Origin of the sequence: Pedobacter sp. KLB.chiD, from assembly GCF_047040275.1 — a bacterium.
Lineage (GTDB): Bacteria > Bacteroidota > Bacteroidia > Sphingobacteriales > Sphingobacteriaceae > Pedobacter.
This window is the reverse complement of record NZ_CP178207.1, coordinates 1,699,362-1,720,189: the sequence shown is the minus strand read 5'-3', so window position 1 is coordinate 1,720,189 and position 20,828 is coordinate 1,699,362. Positions and strand designations below refer to the sequence as shown.

General features: G+C 42.9%; 13 protein-coding genes. 4 read left to right on the top strand and 9 right to left on the bottom strand.

Annotated features, from left to right (window positions below; all coding sequences use genetic code 11):
• Positions 1 to 124: 124 nt before the first annotated feature.
• From ACK1I8_RS06800 to ACK1I8_RS06790, 3 genes are all read right to left on the bottom strand, one after another.
• Positions 125 to 1,750, bottom strand: a complete 1,626-nt coding sequence (locus ACK1I8_RS06800; protein WP_412468585.1) for a RagB/SusD family nutrient uptake outer membrane protein — start codon at positions 1,748 to 1,750, stop codon at positions 125 to 127.
• Between the two features lie 31 nt (positions 1,751 to 1,781).
• Positions 1,782 to 4,877, bottom strand: a complete 3,096-nt coding sequence (locus tag ACK1I8_RS06795) for a SusC/RagA family TonB-linked outer membrane protein (RefSeq protein ID WP_412468584.1) — start codon at positions 4,875 to 4,877, stop codon at positions 1,782 to 1,784.
• Positions 4,878 to 6,017: 1,140 nt separating this feature from the next.
• A complete protein-coding gene (locus tag ACK1I8_RS06790; RefSeq protein WP_412468583.1) occupies positions 6,018 to 7,625 on the bottom strand; it encodes a DUF6377 domain-containing protein in 1,608 nt (535 codons plus the stop codon).
• Between the two features lie 291 nt (positions 7,626 to 7,916).
• Between ACK1I8_RS06790 and ACK1I8_RS06785 the strand changes: the two genes are divergently transcribed.
• The 3 genes from ACK1I8_RS06785 (at position 7,917) to ACK1I8_RS06775 (ending at position 14,218) form a co-directional block, all read left to right on the top strand.
• Positions 7,917 to 9,020, top strand: a complete 1,104-nt coding sequence (locus tag ACK1I8_RS06785; RefSeq protein WP_412468582.1) for a family 43 glycosylhydrolase — start codon at positions 7,917 to 7,919, stop codon at positions 9,018 to 9,020.
• Between the two features lie 187 nt (positions 9,021 to 9,207).
• Positions 9,208 to 12,360 (top strand): SusC/RagA family TonB-linked outer membrane protein, encoded by a 3,153-nt coding sequence (locus ACK1I8_RS06780; protein ID WP_412468581.1) that lies wholly within the window; start codon positions 9,208 to 9,210, stop codon positions 12,358 to 12,360.
• Between the two features lie 4 nt (positions 12,361 to 12,364).
• A complete protein-coding gene (locus ACK1I8_RS06775) occupies positions 12,365 to 14,218 on the top strand; it encodes a RagB/SusD family nutrient uptake outer membrane protein (protein WP_412468580.1) in 1,854 nt (617 codons plus the stop codon).
• Between the two features lie 90 nt (positions 14,219 to 14,308).
• Here the strand turns inward: ACK1I8_RS06775 and ACK1I8_RS06770 are convergent, their stop codons facing one another.
• Positions 14,309 to 15,079 (bottom strand): sterol desaturase family protein, encoded by a 771-nt coding sequence (locus tag ACK1I8_RS06770; protein WP_412468579.1) that lies wholly within the window; start codon positions 15,077 to 15,079, stop codon positions 14,309 to 14,311.
• Positions 15,080 to 15,175: 96 nt separating this feature from the next.
• Complete coding sequence (locus tag ACK1I8_RS06765; protein ID WP_412468578.1) at positions 15,176 to 15,775, bottom strand: Crp/Fnr family transcriptional regulator; 600 nt, start codon at positions 15,773 to 15,775, stop codon at positions 15,176 to 15,178.
• 315 nt (positions 15,776 to 16,090) lie between these two features.
• On the opposite strand from ACK1I8_RS06765, the gene ACK1I8_RS06760 reads away from it, so the two are divergent.
• On the top strand, positions 16,091 to 17,182 hold the full coding sequence (locus ACK1I8_RS06760) for an ATP-binding protein (RefSeq protein ID WP_412468577.1): 1,092 nt from the start codon (positions 16,091 to 16,093) through the stop codon (positions 17,180 to 17,182).
• Between the two features lie 63 nt (positions 17,183 to 17,245).
• On the opposite strand, the gene ACK1I8_RS06755 is transcribed toward ACK1I8_RS06760, so the two are convergent.
• The 4 genes from ACK1I8_RS06755 to ACK1I8_RS06740 all read right to left on the bottom strand — a co-directional run bounded on the left by ACK1I8_RS06755 (position 17,246) and on the right by ACK1I8_RS06740 (position 20,653).
• Positions 17,246 to 17,611, bottom strand: a complete 366-nt coding sequence (locus ACK1I8_RS06755; protein ID WP_412468576.1) for a response regulator — start codon at positions 17,609 to 17,611, stop codon at positions 17,246 to 17,248.
• Entirely contained in the window at positions 17,604 to 19,157 is a 1,554-nt protein-coding gene (locus tag ACK1I8_RS06750; RefSeq protein WP_412468575.1) for a PAS domain-containing protein, read from the bottom strand. The genes ACK1I8_RS06755 and ACK1I8_RS06750 overlap by 8 nt, the downstream gene beginning before the upstream one ends.
• Before the next feature lie 240 nt (positions 19,158 to 19,397).
• Positions 19,398 to 20,084, bottom strand: a complete 687-nt coding sequence (locus ACK1I8_RS06745) for a DUF421 domain-containing protein (RefSeq protein WP_412468574.1) — start codon at positions 20,082 to 20,084, stop codon at positions 19,398 to 19,400.
• Positions 20,085 to 20,299: 215 nt separating this feature from the next.
• Positions 20,300 to 20,653, bottom strand: a complete 354-nt coding sequence (locus ACK1I8_RS06740; RefSeq protein WP_412468573.1) for a hypothetical protein — start codon at positions 20,651 to 20,653, stop codon at positions 20,300 to 20,302.
• Positions 20,654 to 20,828 lie beyond the last annotated feature (175 nt).

Here is a 20,828-nt window from a genome sequence, read left to right as displayed (position 1 = left end):
TCTTTTTTATTTTTTTCATGTTCCGGTCCATCTGGTGCTGGTTTTACACGCCTGCTCAAATACGAAAGCGTCATTCCCGAAGAAATGACGCTAAACTACTCACCTTTTTTATTAATTTTAAACCTTAATAACCAGGGTTTTGAGTTAGGTTTTTATTTAAATCACGCTCAGATTGCGGAATTGGCCAAAGCTCATTTTTACCTGCAATAAAATTACGCTTCTTATAAATGTAGTAACCATTTGCATTAACAGGATAATCTTTGTAGTTGGCAGGATCATTCGTTAATTTCATTCCGGTAAATTGCTGGTTATTTTCTGAAGCGATTATACCCCATCTTAAACAATCGAAGTATCTGATTCCTTCAAAAGCAAATTCTACCCGGCGTTCTCTACGGATAATTGTTCTTAGTGCATTAGGATCTGTTGTCGTAACAGCCGGCATGGCCACTGCTGCCCTTCCCCTGACTTTGTTGATGGTTGCATCCAACAATGCCTGATCGACGCCGGTACCAGACTCTAACTTTGCTTCCAGGTAACCCAATAACACTTCTGCATACCGGATTAACGGAAAGTTATTTCCCGAATTAAAGCCTGAAGCTACATTCGGATCATCTTCGAGGAATTTATAAATGACATAACCACTCCAAACACCGGGATATTGATTTAATCGGTCAGGAAGTGTGGTTCCTGGTTTTGCGGAATACACTTTACCTCTGAAAATAGTACGTTCAGGAATCATAATGTTAAAGTCCATCCTGGGATCGCGATTGTTGTAAGGATTATTTTTATCATATAAGGGCGATTCAGCAATTGTTTTTCCGTCTTTACATTCATAAGTCTCTACCAGTTCGTTAAATGGAGAATACTGATGCCATCCACCCCAGGTTTCGGGTGTAAGGTATTGCAACAGCACGTGGCTGTACGTGTCTTTTATGTATTGTGTAGACATGATGATTTCCCTGCTGTTCTCTCCTGCATTCAGGAAAAGTTCGCGGTACCTGGGGTCAATTTGATAATAATTAAAATCGATAATGGTTTTATAGGTTGTTGCAGCTTCAGCCCATTTTTTCTGGGCCAGCTGCAAACGGCCTAAAATCCCCAATGCAGCTGCAGACGTCATATGACCTGCACGCTCTGTGCTTACTGATGACGGCAGTACCGCTATCGCTGCTTTAAGTTCATTTTCACAAAATGCCCAAACCTCAGCTTTAGGGGTACGCACTACCGAATTGGCCTCATCTACAGTTAGTAACTTTTGTATCAGTGGAACATCTCCATAATATAGGGCCAGGTTAAAATAGTTGTATGCACGAATCGTTTTTACTTCTCCGATCATCACTGCTTTTTGCGCAGCATCCATATTGACTGCACCGATATTGGCCAAAAAATTATTACAACGGGTAATCTGTGAATAGGCATTGCCATAGTAAAAACCTACAAAGGCATAGGTAGGATTTAATGTGCCGTTGGTAAAATTATCAGGAATAGATTCCTTTTCAGAACCATTTCCGGCCATTAAATCGAGATTAACCATTGAGGTTGGAACCCAGAAGTTATAACCTGAAAAACCTGTTCCTACGTCATAAACACCATTTAACGCTAATGTTGCATCATTTGCCGTTTTCCAAAAAGTGGCGTCAGAAATAGATGAAAGTGGCTGGGTGTTTAAAAGATCTTTTTTACATCCTGTAATTGCGCTGAGTATCGCACTGCCCACTATAATTGTTAATTTATATCTATAATTTTTCATTTTGTTTTTTTTAATCATGCTTACTGGAACATTATAATTTTACATTGATACCAAAGGTATATATGGCTGTTAGCGGGAAGAAGTTAGGACTATCTCCTGATCCCTGGCTATTTTCAGGATCCCATCCCTCGTAAAAATTGTTCAGCGTAAAAATATTCTGTCCACCGGCAAAAACCCTCACTTTATCCAAACCGATTTTTTTGGTTGTTGCTGAAGGGATGGTATAACCGATCTGCGCATTTTTTAAGCGTAAAAATGTACCTGATCTGTTCCAGTAAGAATTTGTTTGGACATTGGCACTACCCTGGCTTAGGTTAGCAATGCGCGGGTATTTAGCATTTCGATCCGGATTTTGAATGGTCCAGGCATTATCATACTGCCATTGCTGAATGTTTCCACCGTTATACAAGGCATAAGACTGATAAAACCCCATCTGTACGGTATATTGTCCCAAACCAGAGAACAATACCGATGCATCAAAACCTTTATAGGAGCCCGTTAAATTTAAACCATAAGAAATTTTAGGATTGGTATTGCCCAAAATTTGTCTGTCGTAAGTGGCATCAACTTTACCATCCGGAACGCCATTAGGTCCGCTGATATCTTTAAACCTGATGTTACCCGGTACGCCACCATTTGGTTGTGTCGGATAGCTGGCCACATCAGCAGCATCAACAAAAAGTCCATCGGCTACAAAACCATAAATTGGATTTAAAGGCTGTCCCAGGAAGAAATTGGGAATTACACTTTGGATGTCGCCTGCTATTTTGATGACTTTTTGGTTATTGTAAGAAAAATTTGGTGATACACCGAGGTTAACATTGCCAATTTTAGCATTATAAGTTAAACTTAACTCAACTCCCCTGTTCTGAATGGAACCGGCATTTTGTATCGGTGCACCCAGCCCCAGGGTGGTTGAAACCGGAACCTGATATAAAATATCTTTGGCTGTTCTGTCATAAATATCCACCGTTCCACTAAGCCTGTTTTTAAATAGGGAAAAATCAAGCCCAAAATTGGTGGTAGTGGTTGTTTCCCATTTAATATCCTGGTTAGCAGCCGCAGTTACTGCAGCACCTGGTGCAATTACACCTCCAAAATTATAATTCACACCTGTATTGATGTTATACTGGTAAGGATAGTTAGCTATATTGGCATTACCCAGCGAACCATAGGATAGCCTGATTTTTAATTCATCTATCCAATTGATGTGATCTTTAATGAATGATTCTTCTGAAAGTCGCCAACCGGCAGATACTGCAGGGAAAACACCAAATCTGTTTTTTGGCGCAAACCTCGACGAGCCATCATAACGCACATTGGCTTCGAACAGGTATTTACCTTCAAAATCATAATTGAACCTGCCAAAGTAAGATCTGAAAGCATATTCATTTGCGCTTCCCGATGTTTGCTGATTGGTTGTTGCACCGGCGTCAATCTGGTAAAGCAGGTTATTCGGAAATTTATCTCTGAACGATCGTGTATAATTATCGCGGTGCGCTTCCTGCTGATACCCGCCTAAGATAGCGAAGTTATGTTTACCAAAGCTTTTTACATATTTCAAAAGCGCATTCAGCGTTACCTCATTACCATCTGTATTACCCACATTAAGACTGTTAGGTCCAACATAAGTTGTCTTATCAAGATAAATATCAGCAATATAAGTGGTGTTTACACTCGTGTAATAATGGTAACCTGCTGTTCCGCTCAAGGTCAAGCCAGGTATAATATCCCAGGTTAATGTCGAGTTGCCATAAAAATTTTTTGCCCTGAAATTATTAAAACCTTCGCTGGCCAGCCAGGCTTCTGGTGAGTTAAAGTCCTGATGGCCGTAAGTACCGTCGCTTCTTAATCCAGGAATGGTATTCGGTTCTCGTACGGAATAACCAATGATCCCACCGATGCCTGAGCCATTAGATTGTGGCTGTGTCTGGAACTGTGAAAAACCCAGGATACTGGTTTTAAGATTTAGGTTATCTTTAATACGTGTATCAATATTGGCCTGAATATCGTATCTTTTATTGCTGGTTTCTGCTGTTAGCCCGTTATGGTCACGGTAACTGCCTGAAAGATAAAAAACATTATTACCCTCACCTCCTGATACGTTAACGTTGTGATACTGTTGAAATCCTGACCCGGTATTTAACAGGTTTTTTAAATGCGGAACATTCGGAAAGTTGTCCGGGTCACTTCCGCTTCTGTATTTTGCCACCACATCAGCACTTGCCCCGGTTAATTCGGCATAAGTCCATGAATCTACAAACTGAGGCAAACTGGTCACCTTTTCCCATCCAAAATAGTTGTTATAACTTATTTGGGTTTTCCCTTGCTGACCGCGTTTTGTTGTAATCAAAATAACACCATTCGCCGCACGGTTACCATAAATGGCTGCCGATGCTGCATCTTTCAATACCGTCATGGTGGCAATATTATCTGGTGCAACATCATCTAAGGAACCCGCTATCCCGTCAATCAGGATCAATGGGCTGCTGCCGGCATTAAAGGTACCAACGCCTCTTATAATTACCCTTGCACCATCACTGCCCGGACGACCCCCGCCCTGCTGTACCTGTACACCAGGTGCCAAACCAGATAAAGCCTGAGAGGCCTGGGTTATCGGACGATTATCAAGGCTTTTGGCAGAAACTGTCGTTACAGCTCCTGTTAAGTTCACTTTTTTCTGTGTACCATAACCTACAATAACCACTTCATCAAGCTTTTTGTTATCATCAGTCAGTTGAACATTAATTTGTGTCTGCTGCCCAATTACAACCTCTTTGGTACTGAACCCGATAAAGCTAAAAACAAGGGTACCTTTATGATCTGTAATGCTAAGCGAGTAATTACCCTGACTATCCGTTTGCGTTGCTTTTCCTGATTCTTTATGTTTCACCACGACACCCGGTATAGCTTTTCCGTTTTGGTCAGTTACTTTTCCCTGTATACTCACATCAAACTTGCCATGTTCGGGATTAAAAATACCGATTGCTTTGGTATCGTTACTTAAAGGGATTATTCTGTTGTTGGCCGCAGCTTCAACAAAGGGATTTATGAACAGTACCGAACTAAAGGTGAGTAAGGTAAGTTGTTTACGCCAATTTCCTGGCGAGTTTTTTGTTATTTTCATATTTCATATTTGGTTAGTTTATTGATAATGTTGGTTGGTTTAATACATACATTTATTTCACCAACCTAAGTGCGAGAAACATAAAGAATAGCTATGCGCATATATTCAATAGTTCTTTTCCGGGAGTTATTTTAGTCTTTATCTATCATCATAGGCATACATATTAATGCATTAATCAGGGAAGTTTTGACTGTTTCAAATTGGATTTCTCAAACAATAAAGGGTAGAATAGCAGTAAATATGAATTACTGAACACTATTTTTCGGCTAATATATTTGGTTAAATCCCCTCTAATCAGTTTATAGAAGGTATTAGCAAATGTACGATTGAACAAATTGATTTATCTTAGCCTATTCAGACTTCTTTTTGTAATTTTCCGACTTTTTATCTCGGGCTCCGATCCTTTCCATCTTGTTTTCAACAAAAACAGTAAGCTTTAAATAAGAAAAGTCTGGTGCGCATTTTATGCCGCGATCATTTTAAATTCATGCCGGTATTATGAATGCTACAAATCATAAAAAGTCCATTTACATAAATGCTGATACAGCTTTATTACTATAAGCAGACCCCAAACCAGACATAATTTTCAGTGTTTGTATCCGTGTAACGAGATGTTAAATTCTTCTTCCATTTTGTGAATATCCAGAAATTGATAATGCCTAAGCATTAGGCAATATCCTACATACAGGAAGGGACGGTCGGGATTTACTGTTGCACAATTGACCGTAAATGGATCTGCAATTTCAGCAACGTGACCGGAGATATGATCATCATACAGGCAGATATGAATCCACTCTTTTCTTAGATACACTGTAAATGATGTTAAATATCCAACGGCCTCCAGGTTACGCGTGCAAAAGCAGTTCGGCAAGATGATAATATGTCGGGGCGTTCATTACTTAAAGTTTAAATAAATTGAATTTTATTATTTCCCCCCTGAATAATTTCAAAGAAATATGGTGTATAAAGGCAACCCATAAAATACAAGCAGTACGCTGATACGAACCTGAACAACTTGGGTACAAAATATAAAAGGCATCGCGTAAATACCGGGCCATCGTTTAACCATAGAAAAATATCTTTTCCTTAATGGTTAACTGATTATCATTGTTGGGCAAATTGTTGCCCCTTCTTGCTTCATCAGCGTTCATCTGTAAATTTAATTTCCATAATCTTTTGCTCAAACTGCTCCGGGGGCACCAGTGCTTTTGCTTTCATGCGGGCCTTGTAGGTATAAACAGTATTTACCGTGTAGTCTAGTATGCGGGCAATGGTTTCGGTATCGGTAACCCCTAAACGGATCAGCGCAAAAATGCGAAGCGAGGCAGTAAGCATTTCCCCTTCCTTTAACTCAATCTGTTCATCAGCTCTTAAAAGTGCATTAAACGAAGAAACGAAATTGGGAAAAAGAGCCAAAAAAACACTATCCAGCGTACTAAACAATTGTATTTTCTCTTTTTGGATGTGCACACCTCCCAGCACCTGGGTGGCATCCTGATATTTTCCTAATTTAATATTGTGCTGCGCTTTGCGTTTTACTTTATCAAGCGTTTCAATGTAGGATGAACAGGTTTTAAAAAATAAGCCAATAAGTTCTTCCTTGATCCGCGATGATTCCCATAATTTGCCATTCACATCTTCCAGTTCTGTATTTTTTTCTGTGATGATCAGATCATTCTGCTCAATCCGGATCATCTGTTTGCGGAAAAGCACCAATTGGAAAAGCAAAACAATTGCCACCAGAATAAATAACACAATGCCAATCCAAAGCATCTCTTTCTCATGTTGTTTTTCCTCTATCAACCTGCTTGCAATGAGCGGCAATACCGATTCGATCTGTGCCGCCCTGTTTCTGGTCCCATAAAAAGCGGCATTATCAAGCGCTTCCTGCATACACACATAAGCATCATCATTTCTGTTCATTTTAAACAGTTCCTGCCCCAGTAGAAAGATGGCAAAAGTTTCTTTCGTTGCCGAACGGATATCGTTGATTGCCGCAAGTGTAAGCAACATCAGCTTATCCTCACCCGAATAGGCATGACTGATCCTGGTGGCAATGATGGCGATCTGGTGTTCGGATAAATCATGATGCAATAAATATTGGTAATAAAATGCTACATCTGGTTGCTTATTTTGTCCTGAGCCATGTGAAAAAGCGAGGTTGATGGTTTTTTCAAGCTCACTGGGGTTAATCAGACTTTGCGCCTTTTCAAATTCTTTCCGGGCAAGCTTGCGGTAACCCGTGGCATAGTAGGCATCTTTATTATAAGCAGCTATCTCATCAAAAAGCATTCCGCGTAAATTCAGATAATCATAACGGAATTTTTCCGAAAGCCCAATGGTATCTATTTCCGAAATGGTTTCAAAAGCCTCCTTGTAAAAACCCGACTTTACCAACACAGTAGCTAAACCCATCTGGCTTTGAACGAGGTATTCGTTACCGCTTAACTGTTTGGAAAGGGCAATTAACTTATTGGCATTGGTAATGGCAGAATCGAAACGGAAAGCACTATATTCATTGAATAATCCAGACAATAATTTGTACCGTTCAAGATACCGTGCAGCGGGCACTGCTGAAAGCCGCTTACGCATTTCCCCGATCTTTTGTTCTTTTTGACGGATATAATGATTTTCTGTTGAAAGTTCCAGTTTCAGTACTTTCCATAAACTGTCCGCTTTCGAAGTTTGCGCATAAACGGGAACCATGTAAAAGAGCGGAATAATAATTGCAAAAATTTTCTTTATCATGAATAATGCTGTTGGCCTGCGGCTCATTACATAAACATACAATAAATTATGATCTAAGCTGATATTGCCGTTCCAATATCGCGCATCAAAACCGGGCATGGAGTTTTCTAATGCTCAAAAACACAAAAAATGTTTTGATTTTTAAAGTGAAACAAAGCCATAATACATTCATTTACAATAGCTTATATTTTATATGACTTTGATTTGCGTCAAAGCCGGCTGTGAATCTAATCGATCCCGTTTTTTGATTGCTACTTTTGGCTGAACCAAATAACAATCACTACGAGATTTATGAGAAACAGATTTTTTATCTTGATAGCTGCAGGACTTCCCATCTTGTCTACGGCCTGTCAGAAGTCTTCTCAGGGAGATTCGATCGCCACTGCACAGGCTAAAGTGGTGAAATATTTTCAAAACCCATTGCTCAACGGAGATCATGCCGATCCTTTTGTAGCGCAGAAAGACGGAAACTATTATTTTCTCTCTACCAAAGGCAACCGTATATCCATAGCCAAAACAAAGGCCATGACACAACTCGCTGCAGCTCATGAAACAACAGTTTGGACCCCACCTGAAAATACCGATCATTCGGCAGACCTATGGGCACCCGAATTACATTTTTTATCGGGCAAATGGTATATTTATGTTGCCGCAGCACAAAAGGGAGTAAACGATAGCAACCGCATGTTTGTACTGGAAAATGAAAACGCCGACCCTACCCAGGGCAACTGGAATTTCAAAGGTAAAATAGCCGACCCGTCAAATGATCAGTGGGCCATAGATGGTTCAATCGTTACAGTAGGTAACAAAACCTATTTCGTATGGTCAGGCTGGGAAAATCCTACAGAAAAATATAAGCAATATATCTTCCTCGCGCCCATGTCTAACCCCTGGACCATCAGCGGACCGCGAATCAAACTCTCTTCACCAACAAACGACTGGGAAAAATGGGAGCCTACTTTTCCCGGCGCAGGCGTAAACGAAGGACCAATTATGCTCCAACGTGACGCCAGCAGCCCGCTATTTATTATTTTCTCTGCCAGCAGGTACAGTAGTGACCATTACTGCCTGGCTCAGATCCAGTTGAAAACCGGTAGTGACCCGGCACTTGCAGAAAACTGGATCAACAAAAAACAGGTATTTGTAAAGAGCGATAAAAATTCGGTCTATGGCCCGGGGCATAATGGTTTTTTCACCAGTAGCCGCCGTGATGATAATGGCACGCTGAAAACCGAAAACTGGTTTATCTACCATGCACGCAGTATGCCAAATGATCCCGGGCAGGCCAGAACCGCCAGAATGCAGCAGCTTTCCTGGAAAGAAGATGGATCGCCCGATTTTGGAACCGCCATCAGTACGGGGATTAACCTTCCCTGTCCCATCAACGAACAATAGCCAATAATACCGCCACTTAGTACGGTGCCCCTAAAGCGGCACGATGGCTCTGTTTGGCCTTTTTTTTAATCCACTAACCAGATTTATCATTTATGACACCCCAAAAAACTGTGGTCAGCCAAAAGACCATCCCCTGTCTTCTACTCCATTTTAAACCAATAATTGAAAAAACAAAATTAAATCAGCTATGATAAAACTTTTATTTGGCCATAAAGTAAGCACTGCTGCCGGCCCCCAGGGTTTCCGTGCGATGTTCTTCATGATGATGATCTGCTGTTGTTCTGCTGTTTTTGCGCATGCCAGCACAGATCAAAAAAACAGCCGGGAGATATCATCAATAAACAATACACGTAAAGATATCGAAGTGAGGGGCACCGTAACCGACACCAGCGGGGTCGGCCTGCCAGGCGTAGTGGTGAGCGTAAAAGGCCGCACCGGCTTTGGTGCAGTCACCGACGTTAATGGCGGCTACCTGATCAAAGTTCCGGAAGATGCAACCCTTATTTATAGCATGGTGGGTTTTATCCGGCAGGAAGTGCCGGTCGGTTCACGCGAATTTATTTCAGTTAAACTGCGCCAGAACCAGGCCATGTTAGAGGATGTAGTTGTAGTGGGCTATGGCACCCAACAGAAAAACAACGTTACCGGGGCGCTTACTTCGGTAAGCTCAAAAGAACTGTTGCGAACGCCCACAGCCAGTTTAACCAACAGTTTAGCCGGACGTTTACCGGGCCTGCTAACCATACAGAGCAGTGGCGAGCCGGGAGCCGATGGCTCTGCACTTTACATCCGTGGGTTCGGTACCTACCAGGGCAAGAGCCCTCTGGTGCTGGTTGATGGGATTGAGAACAGTATCGATGGTATTGATGCAAACGACGTAGAAACCGTGAGTGTTTTAAAAGATGCAGCTGCTACAGCGGTTTACGGGATGAAGGGTGCAAATGGAGTTGTACTGGTAACCACAAAACGGGGAAAAACCGGTAAACCCCTTATTTCACTTACCGCACAGACCTCACAACAACGTCCTTTTAATATGCCCGAATACCTAGACTCATTTGATGCGCTAACCCTATTTAGGGAAGCCCTGAACAATGACGGGTTAAATGCCAACCTCTACACGGATGCCTACCTGAATAAATTCCGCGACCGCAGTAACCCTACCTACCAGTACCTTTATCCAAATGTAAACTGGACAGAGGAACTGATCAAACCCTCATCAATGATGAGCCAGGCCAACCTCAATGTTAACGGAGGTTCTTCAACAGCGAGGTATTTTGTATCTATGGCCTATTTAAAACAGGATGGCTTGTACAAATACGATGATCTCAATGCCTACAACATCAATGCCGTGATGAATAAGTATAATTTCAGAAGCAACATCGATATCGATCTTTTGCCTACACTGAAGTTGGAGCTCAACCTTTCAGACATTGTTCGCGACCGAAACTATCCGACAGAAACGGCAAGCGCCTTCTGGTCTGAAATACGCAATACACCAGCCTATCTTTACCCTTTAACCAATCCAAACGGTTCGGTATCCGGGCAAAAAGATTCACCGGCCAATCCTTACGGCCGGCTGACTCAGTTTGGATACGGACGTTTCTTTGAAAATACATTAAGCTCGATTATCGGATTTACCCTGAAACTGCCCTTTATTACCGAAGGGTTAAGCTTTAGAACACGTTTTGCTTATGATGCGCAGAATTTCAGAAACATTACCCGTCAACGAAATTATTCCACCTACCGTTTTATCACAAACGAAAACGAAACGGACCTGAGCAAAGGTCGTTACGAAGAACTGACTACGGGTGATGGTTTGCTCGGTTTTAATATTGCTGCGAACGGCAGCCGTAAATCTACCTTCGAGAGTTATCTGAATTACGACAGGACATTTGCGCAAAAACACGTGGTTTCGGGTATGATCCGTTATAATCAATCACAAAGTTTCCTGGCCACCGCCACAGCTGATGGTGCCATTGCTGCCTTACCTTATAAACAACTGGGCTTAGTGGGCAGGGTGAATTATTCATTTGACAGGCGTTATGTGCTGGAATTCGATGCGGGTTATAATGGCTCGGAGAATTTTATGAAGGGCCGGCGTATGGGCTTTTTCCCTGCGGCGTCTGCCGGGTGGATCATATCCAACGAGCCGTTTATGAAAGATGCTAAATTAATAAACCTGTTGAAATTAAGGGGTTCTTACGGCATAGTCGGTGTGGATAACAGTGTAGGGCGCTTTGCCTACCTCAGTACCTGGCAAACCGGGAACGGCAGTGGCTACCGCTTTGGTTTGGCGGCCGATGGAGATGGTTACTCCGGCGCTCAGGAAAGTGCATCCGGAAATTCGTTCCTCACCTGGGAGCAATCTAAAAAAACCAATATTGGTATCGATTTTGAATTATTTAAAGGGCAGGTTGCTTTTACCGGCGATGTTTTTACCGAAAGGCGCTCGCAAATCCTGACCACGGCAGCCATCATTCCGAATGTAACGGGTGTTCAAAATCTACCGGCCATCAATGCCGGTATTGTAGACAACAAGGGCTTTGAAGGAGAAATTACCTTCCGCAAACGATTTGGCAACCACAACCTGATGGTACGGGGCTCTTATTCTTATGCCACCAACCGGATACAGTATGCTGCAGAGCCAACATATGCCTTACCCTACCGGGGCTTAAAAGGCACACAGATCAACGAAGCTTACGGCTTAACCGCACTCGGTTTATTTAAAGATGCAGCCGATATCGCTGCCAGCCCTACCCAGCAGTTTGGCGCCGTACGCCCGGGTGATATCAAGTATCTCGACCGAAACGGCGATGGTGTAATCAATAGTCAGGATGAAGGTTACCTGGGCCAGGTAACCACCCCAAAATCAATTTTGGGCTTAACGCTATCCTATACTTATCAAAACTTCGACCTGAATGTCCTTTTCCAGGGTGCTGCCGGAGGCAAACTCTGGCTCACCGGTACATCTGCATGGGCATTTGCCAGCAACAGTTCTGTACTGGCTGATTATCTGGATGGGCGTTGGACCACCCAAAACCCTGACCCCAATGCCAAATGGCCAAGATTATCATCTTCCAACAATGTAAATAACAACCAAAACTCCACGTTCTGGCTAAGATCATCCAATTATGTGAGGCTAAAAAATGTGGAGGTAGGATACACCTTGCCTAAAACCTGGATCAAAAAAATCGGACTCACCAATATCAGGGCCTTTGCCACGGGGTCAAATATTTTTACCTGGTCTGAGATGAAGATTTTTGATCCCGAGCGAACCAATGGCTTTGGAGACTATCCTCAAATGCGTGTAATCAACTTCGGAATAAATGCTTCATTATAATCCCATGAAAAACATAACCAAGCTGCTTCTGGCAGTACTCTTGTTCAGCAGCAGCTCCTGTAAAAAATACCTGGATGTGGTTCCCGCCGAATATTCGAGCGAAAATGACGTGTACAACAATATCAACCTCACCGAACAGGCACTTGCCCGTTTATACAACGCGCTGCCTAATGAGTTAACCTCGCCCCTAACAGCCGCAACAGATGAAACCTACCACCACTGGTTTGATAATGGCGAAGCGGTAGATGCCTATAAATATAATCTTGGCGCCTGGAGCACCAATGATAACCCTTACGGTAACTGGTCAGGAAAATATCAGGATATCCGCAGGGCCAACATCTTTATTAAACGCATAGATGCGGTTCCGGTACCGCTTGATCGTGAAAGTTATTATGCGATCTGGAAACCCCGTTACAAAGCTGAGGCGCGTTTTCTTCGTGCCCAGTTTTATTTTGAACTTTTTAAACGCTATGGAGCGGTTCCCTTAATAACCACTTCAAACGATGTAGACCCCGGGAACCTGGAAGATACGCAGGTAGCACGTAACTCGGTGGATGAGATCGTTAATTTCATCACCTCAGAATGCGACGAGATATCAGGCGTACTGCCCCTCACGCAGGAAGCCGCCCAAACCGGTCGTGTGACCAAAGGAGCAGCACTGGCCTTAAAAGCCCGTACCTTACTGTATGCTGCCAGTCCGCTGTTTAATGGCAACCCGCTTTATGCCAACATACAAAACAAAGACGGCAAAGCCCTTTTTAGCCGCAGTTATGATAAAGAAAAATGGAAAAAAGCCGCGGATGCAGCAAAGGCCGTGATCGATCTGGGGATTTACAAATTATATGCACCTTTTCCGGATAATCCGGTACAAAATTATGCGGCACAGTTTTATACGCGTGATTATACCGAAACCATCTTTCAGCGGATCCTGGGCAACTCCACAGATATTGACGGCAATTATCTGCCTAACGGCTCTCCTTTTAAAGGAAATGGAAAACTAACGCCTTTACAGCAATTTGTAGATGCTTACGAGATGAAAAATGGTTATCCCATTAACCAGAGCGGTTCGGGCTATAGCACTACCGGAGTTTGGAGTGGACAGCTATGGGATGGCCTGAAATTTCAGACGGTAAGTAATATATCGAATATGTACAAAGATCGTGATCCGCGTTTTTATGCCAGTGTATTTTTCCAGTATGATGTATGGCGTTTTGATGCCACCAGGCGCCCGGTAAGGCTGGCCTGGTATGGCGCAGGAAATGGAATAACCGATGGCTGGGCAACGGGCAAGTCAGGCACCAACCCATGGGGTTACAATGTCCGCAAGTTTTTGTCGCCCGGTTACGACAGAAATGCCAACTCAGGTACCGGAACCCGCAACTTTCCCATTTTCAGACTGGCGGAGATATACCTGAACTACGCAGAGGCTATGAATGAATACCTTGATGCACCAGATCAATCTGTTTATCAATACCTCAATCTGGTGCGCAGCCGGGTAGCCATGCCCAACCTGCCCATTCTGGCCACCGACAATACCAAGGCGGGGATGCGCAACCGGATCCAGAATGAGCGCCGTGTGGAACTCGCATTTGAAAGTCACCGGTTTTGGGACGTAAGACGCTGGTTAATTGCCAGAACGGTAGATAACGCACCCGCTCTCGGGCTCAACGCCCGGCCTTCGGCAGCAGAACTCAGCAGTACAGGTCTGGATGTATCCAGCGAGGCTGCTGGGGTGGCCGTATTTTACAAGACTGTTACCTTACAAAACCGCGTTTTTGCCGATAAACACTATCTGATGCCCATACCCCAGTCAGAAATTGATAAAGATCCAAACCTCGTTCAAAATTATGGCTGGTAAACCTGCCAAAAAAAACCAGAACCGGTAGCCGTTATTTCAGCTCTCCCCTGTATGCAGCCTCTGTTTACAGCTGCATGCAGGGTATTTTAGTTATTTGGATCCAAAGCGTTTTTCCTGAAGCTGGTCGTAGGTTTTTACATAATCGGGATGTTCGGTTCCCATCAGGCGGTCCCATATTCTAAAATACAATCCGTAATTGCCTTTAAAACGCGTATGATGTAAATTATGATGAACCGATGTATTGAATACGGAGAATAACCAACTCTTCCTGAACCATTCAGGGGCTATTTCGTAACCCAGATGCCCATAAACGTTAATCGCAAAAGCCACTACGGTAAAAAGCAGTATGCCGGTAACATGTATCGGTAAAATAAATACAATTACAACCAAAACCAGGCCTTCAGTAATACCCTCTGCCAGATGGAAACTATAAGAGGTCCACGGAGACGGATTGGTACTTTTGTGGTGTAGCAGATGAGCAAATTTAAAAAGCTTTTTATGGTGCAGGATCACATGCATCCAATAAAAATAGGTATCATGTATCAACAGGCTTATGGCCACACTAACCGGAATATACCAACCTGGATAATCGTTAATGTTGGTGTAAATCATGGTGTATTGCCGAATGGGCGTAAGCAACAGTACAACAGCGATAAACGTAAATACCAGGGTGCTCTGCATCGAGTGTAAGATTTCGCGGATAAAATCTTTTTTTGAAGCCAATTTTTCCTGTATCTTATACTTACTGAGTTTCGCAGGCCATAACAGATAGAACAGACAAAACGGAATTCCGGCAATTAAAAAGTACCTCATAGCCGATAAGCTGAAAATTTCGATGGTAGTTTCTATGATCTTTTCCATAAAATAATTTTTTCTTAGCGCAAAATTAGAAAACAGTAGTACTCAGGTGAGTTAACAAAAGATAATATCGCATTCCGCAACAAACAAACCCCTCCGCTATTTGTCTCTTTTATGCATTCTTTTACGGATTCTGCTTAACGATACGGGCGTTATGCCCAGCATGGAAGCAATGTATTTATCAGGAACACGGTTTACCAATGCCTGTTGCGTGGCCACCAGCGCGCGGTACCGTTCTTCGGGAGATTGCGTTACAAAAGTTTCGATATGGGCTAATGCCTCGCCAAGCATGCGCATTAAAAAAAAATTCCGGAGCGGCTCATAAACCGGATGCGTTTTTAAAATTTCTTCCAATACATCATAATCTATTTCCATCAGGGTGGTAGGTGCCAAGGCATGGTATATGAACCGGGATGGCTGTTTAAAAATAATACCTTCATGGGAGGCGATGAATTGCCCTTCGCTTCTGAGAAATAAAGTGGCATCATCACCGTTTTCCTTTATGGTATAACCACGTATAATGCCGTCCTGGATATAAGCCAGCTTTCGGCTGATACTGCCTATACCGATATAGGTTTGGTTCTGGTTAAGGTTAACCACGTGCACCATCGCAAAAAGCGGTAAAGAATCTTCGGCAGATACGCCGGCAAGTTCAAACAGTAATTGTTGTAATTTTTCTATCGCACTCGTCATTTCCATTTCGCTGGCTTTGATTGTCGGTACTTCTAATGTAAAAATATTTTGGGATGAATTACGAAAATTTCCGTCAGCACCGGGGGGGGATCACAGCAAAGCATCCATTAAACGGTAGTGAAAACGGAAGCCCCTATACCGGATGAAGTTGGTATAAATCAGGGATGAAGTGAACAGGATATCCGTTCCCCGTTAATCAATCGCCGGCAAATCAGCCGGCGCACCGCTAAACGGCTTCAATAGAGATTTGCAAAATCCCTGTTAGGAATTGGAGGTTGGGCAGGAAATCCTTATCTTTACTAAAACTAATAGCAAAACACCTTGCCAAAAAACTTTTTAAATTCGTCCAGCGTTTCTAACGAAAACCTGGCCATCGCGCTTGCCCAGGTTAAACTGGGATTCTGGGAACTCGACCTCGCTAACGGGCTCGTTAGCTGTACGGAACAGAACAGGGCTAATTTCGGACTAACGGCAGATCAGCTGATTACCGAGAATACCATTATCGAAGCGATTCTGCCCGAAGACCGCTGGAGGCGTGTGGAAGGGTTAAAAAGAGCCATGCATCCCGAAACGCCAACCTATGATTTCGAAGTCCGTGTGAAACACCCTTATCAAAACATTCGCTGGCTGCAGGTAAGAGGAACCGTTATTTTTGAAGCGCTGACACCTGTACGGATTATTGGTACCACGGCAGACATATCAGAAAAAAAAGGGATGGAAATTCTCCGTGATGAACTGTTAAACATCACCACCCACGAACTCAAAACACCATTATCGGTTGTGAAGGGCTATCTGCAATTAATTTATAAATTTATAGCCGGAACCGGGAATACCAAACATCAGCTTATTGCAGAGCGTGCCATTAGCGCCAGTAGTAAGGTTGAACGTTTGATAGCGGAGATCACCCATCCCGCTGCGCACAGCGAATCTGAAATGTTGCTCAAAAAGGAAAACCTTGATCTTCAAAAATTGATTTTAGAGGTGATTTCAAATACCAGCCTGATCAGTGAAAACGTAGAGATCAAACTGATCACCCTCACTGATGTTTACCACGTTCAGGCAGACCGCTACCGTATCGCGCAGGTATTAACTAATCTGATCAATAACGCCATCAAGTATGCACCCGGCGAATCACCCATCGCGATCGAAATATCCGGCGATGTTTCAACTGTTAAGGTTTCGGTTATTGATATGGGAATGGGTGTACCCGAAAATGAGCAGGAGAAAATATTTGAGAAATTTTACAGGATCAAAAACTCCAGCCATGTGGCGGCCGGCAGTGGTATCGGCCTTTTCCTGTGCTCCGAAATTATTGCCCGGCACGGTGGCACCATCGGGATACAGCCTAACCCAACCGGAAAAGGAACGATGGCCTTTTTCAGTTTACCCATTACAAACCGTTTACCAAAATAATGTGCCCCTGAGCTATTTGCGATCTTTCATGCTTAACCGGGCAGGGTAATCGTTCTTTAAATTTTAGTTTAAGGCAATCATTTCCTGCACCCTTTTTAACAACTGATCAACATCAAAAGGTTTTGCAATGTAGCCATCTGCACCCGCCTGCATGGCCACTTCCCTGCCATCCTGCGCGGCAGACATTATTAACACCGGAATGGATGAAAGCCCGCTATCTGCCCGCATTCGTTTCAATACCTGGTCGCCGGTAATCACCGGCATCCAAAGGTCCATCAATACCAAATCAGGATGCAGGTGGGTAATCAGCGCCAATACCTTTTTACTGTCCGTTTCGGATATCACCTCCACGCCACAATCTTCAAAAACAATTTCGAGCATTTCCACAATATCCACGTCATCATCACAAATCAGCAGCTTTTTATTCATCAGAAACCTCCTTCCCCGTTATTGGCAATGTGAAACTAAAAGTTGCCCCCTTACCCGGTTCGCTGTCAACCCATAATGTTCCCCCGTGTTGCTTAATAATCTGTGCACTGATATACAATCCGATCCCCATTCCGGGAAATTGTTTCTGGATGGTGGACACCCTGAAAAAGCGTTCGAAGATCATTTTCTGGTCTTCCTGGCTGATTCCAAAACCGTAATCGGTAACCGAGACTTTTGCGTAATTACTAACCTCCGACAGTAATACTTTAACTTCTTTTGAGTCGGGGGCATATTTGATGGCATTGGTAATTAAATTCTGTATCACCTGCGAAACCTGCGATTCATCTCCGGGAACGGTTTTATGGAGGTGCCCCTCAAAGCTCAGGGTATGGTTTGGATAGTTTTCCTGCGCCTCTTCCAGCAACTCCGAAATCAATACGTTCAGATCAATCTGGTCTGCATCCAACACCAGTTTTCCAGATTGTATCCTCGACATTTCCAGTAAACTCGTAATGATATTCTGTAAACGCTCGATCTGTTTGCCAGATTTATTGACGATCAGGGGCACTTTCGGATTAATATCTGTTGGCAATAAACGTAAAATGGTTTGATTATAGCCTTTAATTGTGGTGAGCGGGGTTTTAAGTTCGTGACTCGATACCGATAAAAAATCATCTTTTCGGTTCTCTGACGCCCTGATCTCTGTAATGTCTTCAATAGCAATTAAAATACGGTCTTTGAAACTTCCCTCCAGCTCTATCCGGTGTGCATTCAGGAGCATCAGTTTTCTGCCGATGTGCGGAAATTCATGGTCAACCTCAAAATCAAGCACGGGGTTATTACTCGGTAAAATTTGCTCCAGCAATACCCTGAGCTGCTGAATGTCCCACTGGCCATTGCCCAGTTTATATAATGAACGTCCTATGGTATCCCGCTTTTCTACCTTAAAAGTTTTCAGAAAGAAATCATTTGCAGATATCACCTGGTATTGAGGGTCCAACACCAGCAATCCCTGCCGGATGGTTTGGATGATACTATCCAGATACTCCCGGCTTTCATTGAGTTCCCGTGTCCTTTTTTCAATTTTACGTTCTACCTGTTCACGTTCATGCGTCAGGTTTTCTTCCGCATTTTTACGCCGGGTTACATCATTTTGAACGCCGATAAAGTGCGTTACTTGATCCCCTTCCACTGCAATTGGCGAAATATATAGTTCATTCCAGAACAACTCTCCGCCTTTACGGTAATTTCTGAGTTCTACCGTTATCGCTTTGCCGTTCATTACCGCCGTGCGGATATCCTCCCTGGCTTGCTGGTTTCGCTCGTCGCCTTGCAAAAACCGGCAGTTGCGGCCAATCACTTCTTCCCTTCCGTAGCCCGAGAGTTTTTCAAATGCCTTGTTGCAGTAAATAATGGGGTTATCGAACTGGGTATTATCCGTAATAATGATGCCGGATATAGACGAATCGAGGGCAGCTTTAAGCAATTTGATATTGGCGGGATCATTCCCTGCCAGAGGCAGATCAGCGTCGTGTTCTATATTCAAAATATTTTGGTTATTAATTCATGTAAGATAGTTTAACCATGCAATGCCTGAAAAGTTTAGAAATAACAGAAAATAGCTTAAATAAAAATAATTCCATCCTGCTTAAATGCATCAATATCAATCCGGGCCGTCAGTTTATTTATTTTTGATACTGCTCCATATTTTTAAATGTATAAGTCCGGATAACAGATTTAACACCCCGTTTTCAGCAGTCAAAAGCTGTTTCACCGGTGAGCAGGACTACTTTACCCGCTTATCGCTAATGGCGGCTACCCATTCTTCTTTGTTACAACGGCTGCAGGCCTGTTCGTGCATGAGCTGCAATACTTCTCCACAGTGTGTGCAGGCATAAAGTCCGGGTTCAGTTATCGCTTCAGCTTTCTTATTGTATATTTTGGGGTAGATGGGCAAGCCAGGTTTTACTTCTTCATCTTCAAAAAAAAGAAAACTCACCTGTCCATTGGTTTCGAGCAATGCTGTTCTCACCTGGCCAACATGTTCAATGCCCTGTACCCGCATTTCAGCAAAAAATTCATCCTTCGCAAAATTCGCATCACCTTCCTCATTCATGGTAAACCTGCCGTCTTCAACAATATACATGGGTACACCCTCCAATATATTTTCCACTTTCTGGTATTTGGCGGCAAAAAAAGTAATGATTCTATAAACCAGTAAAATTACCAGGAAAACCAGTACAGATGGCATAATAGCGGATTCACCATTTAGCATGGGGTCGCCGGCGGCGCTTCCGAGTGCAATAATAATCGCAACCTCAAAAATGCTGAGCTGCCTCACTCCTTTCTTGCCGGTTGACCTCAGGAATATCAGTACCAGAGCGAACATAATAACGGTACGGATGCCAATTTCAACCGCAATGGTAAGGTCAAGATCGTTTAGAAATATGTTTTTCCAGTCAAAGGAATCCATAATAACGGGTTAAGTACATTTGAATCGATAGGTTTAATTTTTCTATTGAAAAGGAAATCTGTAAACAGGTACAGGAATAGGCAACAACAACATTCCAAGTTAATTGCAGTCCATCATCGGTTTTTTTAACAGATCAATACTTACGCACAATTAAATGCAAGCTCGTTTGGATAGTATTGGGTGATGGCAGCACTAAAATAATCAATGAATATTTATTATTGAACTTCCATCATCACGTCTGCATTCTTCTCCGCAAGATAGTTGAATGTGGCAAAGCAGTTACCCTTGCGGGTACGGACAGTTCCTTTAAAGCAGTGCGGATATTTGCTGGAAAATTTCCAAAACAACGCCGCTGATTTTGCGAAAAGCAATAAATCGGTACCGTCCTGAACGATGAAGGTAATATGCTGATCGTTTTTATTCCATGTTGGAATGCTTTCTAAAAAATGATTTTGATAATAGAGGTGACTTTTTTGCAACTCATGATGATTGTACCGGATGTGGGATGCGACGGCCATTAAGCTAAAGTTATCCATAACTGCATTGTTATTTTTCTTTACAGTTAACATAAAATGGCAGGAAAGGTTTATATATTTTAAAAGCTTCAGATTTGGCAAACTACTTATCTGACCTTTATTTGACGAAAATTAATCTATACCGTAAGACCGCCTGATCAATTTTTGCGTAAATGGTCATGTAGGGGGTGAGAGTCCTACAGCAGGCGAAAGCCTGAGAGCGTTAATT